12 protein-coding genes are annotated in these 11,221 nt (G+C 68.6%); 10 read left to right on the top strand and 2 right to left on the bottom strand.

Annotated features, from left to right (window positions below):
- The first annotated feature begins 23 nt into the window (after positions 1-23).
- Positions 24-734, top strand: a complete 711-nt coding sequence (locus tag RXV79_RS19835) for a Crp/Fnr family transcriptional regulator (RefSeq protein WP_316699830.1) — start codon at positions 24-26, stop codon at positions 732-734.
- 10 nt (positions 735-744) lie between these two features.
- Here RXV79_RS19835 and RXV79_RS19830 read toward each other — a convergent pair whose 3' ends face one another.
- A complete protein-coding gene (locus RXV79_RS19830) occupies positions 745-1,284 on the bottom strand; it encodes an Mpo1 family 2-hydroxy fatty acid dioxygenase (protein WP_316699829.1) in 540 nt (179 codons plus the stop codon).
- Positions 1,285-1,422: 138 nt separating this feature from the next.
- Between RXV79_RS19830 and RXV79_RS19825 the strand changes: the two genes are divergently transcribed.
- The 3 genes from RXV79_RS19825 to RXV79_RS19815 all read left to right on the top strand — a co-directional run bounded on the left by RXV79_RS19825 (position 1,423) and on the right by RXV79_RS19815 (position 4,403).
- Positions 1,423-2,802, top strand: a complete 1,380-nt coding sequence (locus RXV79_RS19825) for a C13 family peptidase (protein ID WP_316699828.1) — start codon at positions 1,423-1,425, stop codon at positions 2,800-2,802.
- A gap of 55 nt (positions 2,803-2,857) precedes the next feature.
- Positions 2,858-3,427 (top strand): dCTP deaminase, encoded by a 570-nt coding sequence (dcd, locus tag RXV79_RS19820; protein ID WP_201811957.1) that lies wholly within the window; start codon positions 2,858-2,860, stop codon positions 3,425-3,427.
- Between the two features lie 103 nt (positions 3,428-3,530).
- On the top strand, positions 3,531-4,403 hold the full coding sequence (locus tag RXV79_RS19815; protein WP_316699827.1) for a KPN_02809 family neutral zinc metallopeptidase: 873 nt from the start codon (positions 3,531-3,533) through the stop codon (positions 4,401-4,403).
- 6 nt (positions 4,404-4,409) lie between these two features.
- Here RXV79_RS19815 and RXV79_RS19810 read toward each other — a convergent pair whose 3' ends face one another.
- Positions 4,410-5,129: a FadR/GntR family transcriptional regulator gene (locus RXV79_RS19810; RefSeq protein WP_316699826.1), complete on the bottom strand. Its 720-nt coding sequence runs from the start codon at positions 5,127-5,129 to the stop codon at positions 4,410-4,412.
- Between the two features lie 343 nt (positions 5,130-5,472).
- Here RXV79_RS19810 and RXV79_RS19805 point away from each other — a divergent pair, with 343 nt between their 5' ends.
- The 6 genes from RXV79_RS19805 (at position 5,473) to RXV79_RS19780 (ending at position 11,215) form a co-directional block, all read left to right on the top strand.
- A complete protein-coding gene (locus RXV79_RS19805; RefSeq protein ID WP_316704164.1) occupies positions 5,473-6,975 on the top strand; it encodes a sugar ABC transporter ATP-binding protein in 1,503 nt (500 codons plus the stop codon).
- A 14-nt stretch (positions 6,976-6,989) separates the two neighbouring features.
- Complete coding sequence (locus tag RXV79_RS19800; protein WP_316699825.1) at positions 6,990-7,973, top strand: ABC transporter permease; 984 nt, start codon at positions 6,990-6,992, stop codon at positions 7,971-7,973.
- 82 nt (positions 7,974-8,055) lie between these two features.
- The gene (locus RXV79_RS19795) at positions 8,056-9,000 is read left to right on the top strand and encodes an ABC transporter substrate-binding protein (protein ID WP_316704161.1); all 945 of its coding nucleotides are present in this window, start codon (positions 8,056-8,058) and stop codon (positions 8,998-9,000) included.
- 16 nt (positions 9,001-9,016) lie between these two features.
- Positions 9,017-10,033 (top strand): aldo/keto reductase, encoded by a 1,017-nt coding sequence (locus tag RXV79_RS19790; RefSeq protein WP_316699824.1) that lies wholly within the window; start codon positions 9,017-9,019, stop codon positions 10,031-10,033.
- A gap of 1 nt (position 10,034) precedes the next feature.
- Positions 10,035-10,874: an amidohydrolase family protein gene (locus tag RXV79_RS19785; RefSeq protein ID WP_316699823.1), complete on the top strand. Its 840-nt coding sequence runs from the start codon at positions 10,035-10,037 to the stop codon at positions 10,872-10,874.
- A gap of 11 nt (positions 10,875-10,885) precedes the next feature.
- Entirely contained in the window at positions 10,886-11,215 is a 330-nt protein-coding gene (locus RXV79_RS19780; protein ID WP_316699822.1) for an L-rhamnose mutarotase, read from the top strand.
- The last annotated feature ends 6 nt before the right edge of the window (positions 11,216-11,221 follow it).

Here is an 11,221-nt window from a genome sequence, read left to right as displayed (position 1 = left end):
GACTGTCAAAATCCCGACATTCCATGCCCACGCCAAACTCCAACGCCTCCCCGGCCCTGCAGGCTGCCTTGCGCACCGACGCGTGGTTCGGGAGCTGTGCTCCGGCGCTGCAGGACGCGCTGCTGGCCCTCGGCCGCGCCGGCCGACTCGCGGGCGGTGAGCGCCTCTTCACACGCGGTGCCTCCGCCGAAGGCCTGTGCTGCGTGACGGCCGGGGCGCTGCGGGTGGGTGCGCTGCAACCCGACGGCAGCGAGACCCTGCTCGGCTACGTCGAGCCCTACCAGTGGTTCGGCGAGATCTCGCTGCTCGACGGCCTGCCGCGCACCCACGATGCCGTGGCCGACGGCGACACCACGGTGTGGCAGGTGCCCCAGGCCGAGCTGCGTGCCTGGCTCGATGCGAACCCCGCCCACTGGCAGGACGTGGCGCGCCTCGCCTGCGCCAAGCTGCGCATTGCGTTCACGATGCTGGAAGACATCGCCCACCTGCCGCTGGAGCAGCGCCTGGCCAAGCGCCTGTGGTGGGTGGCGCATGGCAACGGCACCCGGCCCGATGCGCCGCGCCGCCAGCTGCGGCTGCCGCAGGAGCAGCTGGCGTTGATGCTGGGCGTGAGCCGCCAGAGCGCCAACAAGGCCCTGCGCGCGCTCGAAGACAAAGGGGTGCTGAAGCTGCGCTACGGCGCGATCGAGCTGGTGGATGTGGCGACGCTCGCGCGCGCCGCCGGCCTCGACTGAGGCGCGGTTCTCAGGCCGGGTGGGCCAGGTCGCGCAGGTGCGTGGGGCCGGCGCGGCGCTCGATCTCGGCGAGCATCGGCTTGTTCCAGCCCATCGAGAACAGGGCTTCGGCCATCACGAACATCGGCCCGACGAGGAGCCCGAAGATGTCGTCGACGAACGCCGGCTTGCGGCCCTCGTAGTAGTGCCCGAGGAACTGCATCGCCCAGCCGATGAGGAAACTGCCCGCGCCCCAGGCCAGCCAGCTCGCCACGCCGCCACCGGCCACCCCGTGGGCCAGCGCCACCAGGGCACCCATCGCGAGGGTGACCGCGACGCTCAGCGTCAGCGGCCCGCGGCGGCTCAGGTACCACGCACCGGCAAAGCAGAAGGCCACCCACGCGGCGGTGACATCGAGCCGCGGCAGCGTGAGGTGCAGGCGGGCCAGCAGCACCCCCATGCCGAAGACGATCAGCGGAATGCCCACAAAATGGGTGACGATGTTGCGCTGGTCGCGGTGGTACTGGGCGTAGTGCGCCAGGAGGTCCAGGGTGCTGCGATGTGCGTTCATGACGGGTCTCCGCATGGCGGGCGTTGGGTCACATTCTGGAGCGGGCTGCAGCCCTTGGGAACATGGTAGTTACACAGGGACCGATGGTGTCACGGGAAGGAACGAATGCAGAGCCAGCTTGAGCAAAACCGCACCAACATGAACACATTGGCGCGCTGGGCGGGTGCAGCATGGCGCAGTGCGGTCTTCATGCGGCCGGTGCTTTCGGGCCTGCGCATCGGGCCGGTGGGACTCGTGCTGCTGACGGTGCTGCTGGTGGCGGGCGGCGCGGCCCTGCAGCGGCTCTTCTACTGGCCGGGCCCGGTGCAGTTCTACTGGCAGGCTGTGGGCAGCGGCTGGGTGGCCACGCTGCTGCTCGTGCTGGCGTGCTGGATGGCCGCGCGGGGCCGGCCCGAGGGCGAGGAGGGCGCGGTGCTGCTGGCGCTGCTGTGGCTGCAGCAGATGTTGATCTCCTGGCCGATCTGGGGCGCCTATCTCGTGCTGCAGCGGGGGTTGCCGCGTGGTGCGGCGGAGCTGGCGGCCGGGGTGATGCAGGCAGTGCCGTGGGTCTTGATGGGCTGGATGGCACTCGCGGCGGCCGTGCTGCTCGCGCGCCAGGCCGAGCGGGTGGCCCTGCGGGCGGGCGTGGTCGCGGTGGTGGCCGCGGCGGCGCTGGCGAGCCTCTACCTGCCACGTGGCGCGTACTGGTACCCCGACGTGACGGCCGCTGCCGCCGGCGAGGCCGAAGAGCAGCGCCTGCAACTCACGCAGGAGGTGCTCGAGGCGCAGTCGGCCAGTGTCGTCTCGACGTTGCAGGGCCTGCAACCGCAGCGCCCTGGCGTGGCCGATGTCTACGCCATCACCTTCGCGCCCTACGCCGGCGAAGAGGTGTTCCGCCGCGAGAGCCGGCTCGTCAGCGAGCTGATGCAGGACCGCTTCGACGCGCGTGGCCGCACGCTGTCGCTCATCAACCATGCCGAGACGGCGCGCGAGCTGCCCTGGGCCACCGGGCTCAACCTGCGCCGCGCCATCCTGCAGGTGGCGAACCTGATGGACCGCGAGGAAGACGTCCTCTTCATCCACCTCACCTCGCACGGCGCACGCAACGGCCGCCTCGCCGCGCAGTTCGAGCCGCTGGAAGTCGACGAACTCACGCCCGACACGCTGCGCGCCTGGCTCGACGAAGCCGGCGTGCGCTGGCGCGTGCTCTCGATCTCGGCCTGCTACTCGGGCTCGTGGCTGCCTGCGCTCGCCGACCCGAGCACGCTCACGATGACCGCCGCCGATGCGACGCACACCTCCTACGGCTGCGGCCGTGGCTCCGAACTCACCTACTTCGGCCGCGCGATGTATGCCGAGCAGCTGCGCGGCACGCGCTCGTTCGAAGCCGCGCACGCGGCGGCACGCGAGGTGATCGCACGGCGCGAGAAGGAAGCCGGCAAGACCGACGGCTACTCCAACCCGCAGATCCAGGTGGGCGAGGCCATCCGCCCGAAGCTGGCCGAACTCACCGGCCGGCTCGATGCTGCAGTGCGATAGCGCCACCCTCGGCCTCCCTACAATCAAGCCCCTTTTGGAAACGCGCGAGACCGGCATGAGCATCAAGAGCGACAAGTGGATCCGCCGCATGGCCGAGCAGCACGGCATGATCGAGCCCTTCGAGCCCGGCCAGGTGCGGCATGCGGCCGACGGCCACAAGATCGTGAGCTACGGCACCAGCAGCTACGGCTACGACATCCGCTGCGCGCCGGAGTTCAAGGTCTTCACCAACATCCACAGCACGGTCGTCGACCCGAAGAACTTCGATGAGAAGAGCTTCGTCGACATCGAGGCCGACGTCTGCATCATCCCGCCCAACAGCTTCGCGCTCGCGCGCACGGTCGAGTACTTCCGCATCCCGCGCAGCGTGCTCACCATCTGCCTCGGCAAGAGCACCTACGCACGCTGCGGGATCATCGTCAACGTCACACCCTTCGAGCCCGAATGGGAAGGCTACGTGACGCTCGAATTCAGCAACACCACGCCGCTGCCCGCCAAGATCTACGCGGGCGAAGGCTGCGCGCAGGTGCTCTTTTTCGAAAGCGACGAAGTCTGCGAGACGAGCTACAAGGACCGCGGCGGCAAGTACCAGGGCCAGCGTGGCGTGACCCTGCCCAAGACCTGAGACTCGGTAGGGCGCCGTCCGACACTTGCCTGCGCAACGTCGGACTGGCGAAGCGGCGGGGCGTCGCTACCATGACGGCTGGTCCAACGGCCGGGAGCTCGCCATGAAGTGGCAAGGCAATCGTGAAAGCGACAACGTCGAAGATGCACGCGCCGGTGGCGGCGGGGGCTTCTCATTCGGCGGCGGCCGTGGCATCGGCTTGGGCAGTGTGGCCATTGCGCTCGTCGCCGGCTGGATCTTCGGCATCAACCCACTCACCATCCTCGGCCTCATGAGCGGCGGCGGCTCGGCACCGCAGGTGCAGCAGGCACCCGCCGGCAAGCCGCCGGCCGACGACCCGATGGCACGTTTCGTCTCGGTCGTGCTGGCCGACACCGAAGACGTGTGGCGCGAACAGTTCCAGCAGATGGGCGCGACCTACCGCGACCCCAAGCTGCGCCTCTTCCGCGGCAGCGAGCCCACCGCCTGCGGCATGGGCCAGTCGGCGATGGGGCCGTTCTACTGCCCCGGCGACCAGAAGGTCTACATCGACCTGAGCTTCTACGAAACCATGCGCACCCGCCTCGGTGCGCCCGGCGACTTCGCCCAGGCCTACGTGATCGCGCACGAGGTCGGCCACCACGTGCAGAACCTGCTCGGCATCAGCGGCAAGGTCGACAGCATGCGCGGGCGCGTGTCCGAAGCGCAGCAGAACGCGCTCTCGGTGCGGCTCGAGCTGCAGGCCGACTGCTTTGCCGGCGTGTGGGCGCACCACGCCAACAACGCGCGCCAGATCCTGGAGCAGGGCGACGTGGAAGAAGCGCTCAACGCCGCCTCGCAGATCGGCGACGACGCGCTGCAGCGCAAGTCGCGCGGCACGGTGCAGCCTGAGACCTTCACCCACGGCACCAGCGCCCAGCGCGTCACCTGGTTCAAGAAGGGCCTGCAGACCGGCAGCGTGAGCCAGTGCAACACCTTCGAGGCACGCCAGATCTGAGGCGGCTCAGCCGCCGACCCACCGCTCCTCGGATGCCTTCAGGTGCGAGCGCATCGCCGCCTGGGCGCTGAGCGGGTCGCGCGATTCGAGGGCGCGGTAGATCGCTTCGTGCTCCTTGAGCGCGGTGTTCCAGGTGCGGGTGTTCTCGAAGCGCACGCTCAGCTGCGACGAGATCGGGCTGTGGCGCTCGTCGAAGAGGTCTGACACCAGCCGCACCATCACCGAGTTGCCGCTCATCTCGGCCAGCGTGATGTGGAACTGGCGGTCATGGCCAAGTGGCGACAGCCCTTGCGCGATCTGGGCACGCATGCCCTCGATGCTTTCGCGCAGGCGCGACAGGGCCTCCGCGCTCACATGCGCGCACGCGAGCACCGCCACGTCGCCTTCGACCGCGGCACGGGCCTGCATCAGTTCGCTCGGGCTTTCGCCCATGGCCTCGGTGCTCCTGGCGGGCCGCTCCGGCGGGTTGCACACATAAACCCCCGAGCCGCTGCGGATCTCGACGCTCTGCTCGATGTCGAGCGCGATCAGCGCTTCCCGCAACGACGGGCGCGACACGCCGAGCTGCTGTGCCAGGTCGCGCTCCGGCGGCAGCTTGCTGCCCGGCTTGAACACACCACGCTGGATCAGGTCGCGAATCTGGTCGGCGATCTGCTGGTAGAGCCGGCGGGTTTCAACAGGGCGGAGCTGGGACGCGGCTGGGGGGACAAGCGCTGGTGTGGGCACGGTCGGTTCTGAAAGTGGCCTGACCATGATAGCCGAGCGCGCATGACGGCGAGGTGTTTCCTTTTCCTTCGTATTGCACGTGGCTTACCTATGGAAAACACCTAACGAGCCGCGTTTTACCTCGGGAAAAGAGGGGTTCATCCGCCTAATTTGGTAAGGCCAAATGCGCAAAAGTGGCAAAGTGGCTTTACCAAAACTGCATCGCTGAATAGGATGCCCTGCCTGAGATCGCAAAGGGGTTCTCTTGTCCGTCCAGTTCATCCACGAGCGCACGTCCGAGCACCGCCAGGGTGGCGAGGCCGGTGCCCCTGCGCCCGCCGAGACGCCGGCTGCTGCCCAGCCACTGCTGCGCCTGGACGGGATCTGCAAGCGCTTCTTCAACGTGGTCGCGCTGGCCGGCGTGAGCCTGTCGCTCGAGCGTGGCGAGGTGCATGCGGTCTGCGGGGAAAACGGCGCCGGCAAGTCGACGCTGATGAAGATCATCAGCGGCCAGTTCGCGCCCGACGAAGGCACGCTCTACTACAAGGGCCAAGCGCGTCATTTCGCGTCCACGCAGGAGGCCCAGGCGGCGGGCATCGCGATGATCCACCAGGAGCTGAACCTGGTGCCGCATCTCTCGGTCGCCGAGAACATCTACCTCGCCCGCGAGCCGCGCCGCGGCTGGTTCATCGACCGCGAGCGGCTGCGGGCCGACGCGGCGCGCTGCCTGCAGCGCCTGGGCGTCGACATCTCGCCGCAGGCCATCGTGCGCACGCTCTCGGTGGCGCAGCGGCAGATGGTCGAGATCGCCAAGGCGCTGTCGCTCGATGCCGAGCTGCTGATCATGGACGAGCCCACGTCGTCGCTCACCGAGTCCGAGACGCGGCAGCTCTTCAAGGTGATCCACGAGCTGCGCCATGGCGGCGTGGGCATCCTCTACATCTCGCACCGGCTCGACGAGATGCACGGCATCGTCGACCGTGTCACGGTGCTGCGTGATGGCCGCTACATCGCCACCCACGACTTTGCCGACACCACCATCGACGCGATCGTCGAACGCATGGTCGGCCGCCCGCTGGACGACAAGTTCCCGCCCGCCACGCGCATGCCTGGCGACGAGGTACTGCTGTCGGTCTCGCGGCTCACCCGCCAGGGCGCCTTCCGAGACGTCGGCTTCGAGCTGCGGCGCGGAGAGATCCTCGGTTTCGCCGGCTTGATGGGCGCCGGCCGCACGGAAGTGGCGCGCGCCATCTTCGGGGCCGACCCGGTCGATGCCGGCCAGGTGATGCTGCAGGGCCAAGCCGTCTCGATCCGCTCGCCCATCGACGCCATCGCGCACGGCATTGCCTACCTCTCGGAAGACCGCAAGGCCCATGGTCTCGCGCTCGACATGACCATCGCCCAGAACGTGACGCTCGCGCGCACCGGCGCGGTGGCGAACCGCCTCGGTTTCATCCGCTTTGCCGAAGAAGCGGCGGTGGCGCGGCGCTACGTCGACACGCTTGCGATCCGCACGCCCTCGGTGCACCAGAAGGTGCGCAATCTCTCGGGCGGCAACCAGCAGAAGGTCGTGCTCGGCAAGTGGCTCTTCCGCGATTCGCGGGTGCTCTTCTTCGACGAGCCCACGCGCGGCATCGACGTGGGCGCCAAGTACGCGATCTACCAGTTGCTCGACGAACTCGCCGCCGAAGGCATCGGCGTGGTGCTGATCAGCTCGGAGCTGCCCGAGATCCTGGGCATGACCGACCGCGTGGCGGTGTTCCACGAAGGGCGCATCACCGACATCGTCGACACGCGCCACACCACGCAAGAAGCCCTGATGCACCTGGCCTCGGGGCGCACGCACCCCGTCAGCACCGTTTCCTGAACGCCCCCTTCCGCATGAACGACCGACAGCAAGACCTCGTCCAGAAGTTCGCAGCGCTCGGCAGCCTGCTCGCGCTCACGCTCGTGTTCTCGATGATCAGCGACGCCTTCTTCACCATGGGCAACGGGCTCACCGTGGCCCTGCAGGTGACCTCGATCGCCTATCTCGGCATCGGCGCGACCTGCGTGATCATCACCGGCGGCATCGACCTCTCGGTGGGCTCCATCCTCGCGCTCTCGGGCGTGGTGGCCGCGCTGCTCGTCAAGGCTGGCTGGCCCGTGCCGGTGGGCATGCTCGCCGGCCTCGCGATCGGCGCCGCCTGCGGCCTGGTGAACGGGCTGTGCGTCACCGTGCTGAAGCTGCCGCCCTTCATCGCCACGCTCGGCATGATGCTCGTGGCGCGTGGCATCGCCTTGCAGATCACCGAGGCGCGCGCCATCGGCGGCCTCGGCGAGAGCTTCGCCGCGCTCGGCAACGGCAGCCTCTGGCGTGTCGTCAAGGTGGGTGACGACGGCTTCCCCGATGTCGTCTTCCCCGGCATTCCCTACCCGGTGCTGCTGATGATCGTGCTCGCGATCGTGGTCGCGGTGATGCTCAACCGCAGCACGCTCGGGCGCCATCTCTATGCGGTGGGCTCCAACAGCGAGGCGGCGCGCCTGTCGGGCGTGAACGTGGCGCGCGTCACCGTCTTCGCCTATGTGCTGTCGGGCCTGCTCGCGGGCCTCACGGGCTGCGTGCTGATGTCGCGCCTCGTCACGGCGCAGCCCAGCGAGGGCCTCATGTACGAACTCGATGCCATCGCTGCCGCCGTCATCGGCGGCACCTCGCTCAGCGGTGGCGTGGGCACGATCAGCGGCACGCTGATCGGTGCCTTCGTGATCGGCATCCTGCGCAACGGATTGAACATGGGCGGCGTCTCCGCCTTCGTGCAGCAAATCATCATCGGCCTGGTCATCCTGCTCACGGTGTGGATCGACCAGATGCGCAATCGACGATGAATCCCCACCGGGCGGTACAGCTCGGCATTCCACACAGAGTCAACAGTTCATTGACGCAGAAGGAGACAACATGAAGCACGTGATGAAGCATCTGGCAGGCGTGGCCATCGCAGCCGCGCTCGGCTTGGCCAGCGCCGCCTCGGTGGCCGCCGACAAGGAGATCGCGGTGATCGTGAAGACCGCCAACAGCGATTTCTGGCAGAACGTCAAGAAGGGCGCCAACGATGGCGTCGCCGGCATGAAGGGCTACACCACCACCTTCCAGGGCGCGGCCTCCGACACCGACCTCGCGGGCCAGGTTGCGCTGGTGGAGAACGCGGTCAACCGCAAGGTGGCCGGCATCGTGCTCGCGCCCTCCGACCCCGACGCGCTGATCCCCGCCATGAAGAAAGCCTGGGAGGCCAAGATCCCGGTGATCCTGATCGACTCGGCTGCGTCGGATGCCGGCAAGAACTACTACCAGTCGTTCCTCGCCACCGACAACAAGAAGGCCGGCGAACTGTGCGCACAGGCGCTCATCGCCAAGATCGGCACCACCGGCAAGGTCGCGATCATGTCGTACACCGCCGGCTCGGGCTCCGAGATCGGGCGCGTGGGCGGCTTCAAGGACTACATCGCCAAGCACTCCAAGCTGCAGATCGTCGGCCCGTTCTATTCCAACTCGCAGATGGGCACGGCGCTCAACCAGACGACCGACGTGCTGGCCGCCAACGCCGACCTGAAGGGCATCTTCGGCGCCAACGAGCCGACCGCCATCGGCATGGGCCGCGCGTTGGTGCAGGCCGGCAAGGCCGGCAAGGTGGTGGCCATCGGCTTCGACGGCAACGCCGACCTGCAGGGCTTCATCAAGGACGGCACGCTCGAAGCGATCGCCGTGCAAAGCGCATACCAGATGGGCAGCCTGGGCGTGAAGACGGCCATCGAGGTTGCGCAAGGCAAGAAGGTGCCGAAGTTCCGCGACACCGGCGTGGTGATGGTCACCAAGACCAACATCGACACGGCCGAGGCGAAGAACGTCCTGTACTGATGCTGTCGGGCACGGCATGAAGCACACCGATCGCCGACGACTGCCCCGGGCCGACCTGTCGGTGCCGGTGTTCGGCCTCGGCTGCGCGCAGCTCGGCGGGCTCTTCCAGCCGATGACGGACGCTGGCGCCCAAGCGCTCGTGCAGGCGGCGTGGGACAAAGGCATCCGCTTCTTCGACACCGCGCCGTACTACGGCTACACGCTCTCGGAACGCCGCCTCGGGGCAGCACTCGCGCGCCACCCGCGCGGGGACCACCTGCTCAGCACCAAGGTCGGCCGCGTGATGGTGCCCGACGCCAGCGTCCGGCCGGGGGACGACGGCTTCGCCGAGCCGCTGCCCTTCCGGCCGCACTACGACTACAGCCATGCGGGCGTGATGCGCTCGTTCGACGACAGCCTGCAACGCCTGGGCGTGGCGCAGGTCGACATCCTCTTCGTGCACGACATCGGCCGCGTCACCCACGGCGAGCGCCATGCCCACCATTGGGAGCAGCTCACGCGTGGCGGCGGTTTCCGTGCGCTCGAGACGCTGCGCCGTGAAGGGCGTGTGCGTGCAATCGGGCTGGGCGTGAACGAATGGGAGATCGTGCGCGACGCGCTGCAGGAGGCCGATCTCGACGTGAGCATGCTCGCCGGCCGCTACACGCTGCTCGAGCAGCAGAGCCTCTCGCCGCTGCTCGACGAGAGCGCCCGGCGCGGGCACGCGATCGTGGTGGCGGGGCCCTTCAACTCCGGCGTGCTCGCCGGAAGCGGGCATTTCAACTACGGCCGTGCGCCCGAGGCGGTGCTCGCACGGGTGGCCGCGCTCGAAGCGGTGTGCCGCGAGTTCGAGGTGCCTCTGCCCGCCGCGGCATTGCAGTTTCCGCTGGCGCACCCGGCCGTGGTGTCGTGCATGGCCGGGGCGCACGACGCGGCCCAACTGCGCCAGAACATCGCCTGGCTGCAAGAGCCCGTGCCCGACGCGCTGTGGCTCGCGCTGCGCGACCGTGGGCTCGTCGACGAGCGCGCGCCGCTCCCACTCTCGGGCCAGTGACATGCAGATCATCGACGCCCACCAGCACTTCTGGCGCCTGGACGACCGCGCCGGGCACTGGCCGCCGCCCTCGCTCACGGAGATCCACCGCGACTTCGGCCCCGACGACCTGCACCCCACACTCGAGCGCTGCCGCGTTGCCGGCACGGTGCTCGTGCAATCGCTTCCGACCGTGGCCGACACTGAGCAGCTGCTGCAGCTTGCCGACCGGCATGCCTTCATCAAGGGTGTGGTGGGCTGGGTCGACATGAAGGCGGCCGATGCTCCGGCGCAGATCGCACGCCTCGCACGGCACCCGAGGCTCAAGGGCTTGCGGCCGATGCTGCAGGACCTCGACGACGTGCACTGGATCGACGACCCCGCGCTCGACCCCGCCGTGGGCGCGATGCTCGAACACGGCCTGAGCTTCGACGCACTGGTGCTGCCGCGCCACCTGCGCCCGCTGCTCGAGTTCGCGCGGCGCCACCCGCGCCTGCCCATCGTGGTCGACCATGCCGCCAAGCCGGTGATCCCGCGCGGCGAGCTGGTGCCGTGGCGGCATGACCTCGCGGCGCTGGCCGAGCTGCCGCGCGTGCATTGCAAGCTCTCGGGCCTGCTGACCGAGGCCGGTCCATTTCCGCACGCGCAGCGCCTGCAGCCCTGGATGGAGGTGGTGTACGGCCTCTTCGGGCCGCAGCGCCTGATCTGGGGCAGCGACTGGCCGGTGCTGCGCCTGGCCGGCAGTTACGAAGGCTGGCTCACGATGTCCCGGCGCTTCTGCGAAACCCAGCCCGGGGCCGATGAGGCCAGTGTCGCGGCCGTCTTCGGCGGCAACGCACACCGCTTCTACCGACTCGACTGAACGGAACGCAGATGCAAAGCATGGGCATGGTCATCGGCATCCGCTCGGAGCACATCGCCGAGTACCGCCGGCTGCATGCGGCCGTGTGGCCGGGCGTGCTCGATCGGCTGCGCCGCTCGCACATCCGCAACTACAGCATCTTCCTGCGCGAGCCGGAGAACCTGCTCTTCGGCTACTGGGAATACCACGGCAGCGACTTCGAGGCCGACATGGCCGCCATCGCGGCCGACCCTGAGACACAACGCTGGTGGCGCCTGTGCGGCCCGTGCCAGGTGCCGCTCGCGTCCCGCCAACCCGGCGAACACTGGGCCCCGATGGTCTCGGTGTTCCACGTCGACTGAACCCTC

The sequence above is a fragment of the Piscinibacter gummiphilus genome, assembly GCF_032681285.1.
GTDB classification, from domain to species: Bacteria; Pseudomonadota; Gammaproteobacteria; order Burkholderiales; family Burkholderiaceae_C; genus Rhizobacter; species Rhizobacter gummiphilus_A.
This window is presented reverse-complemented; position numbering and strand designations above follow the sequence as displayed.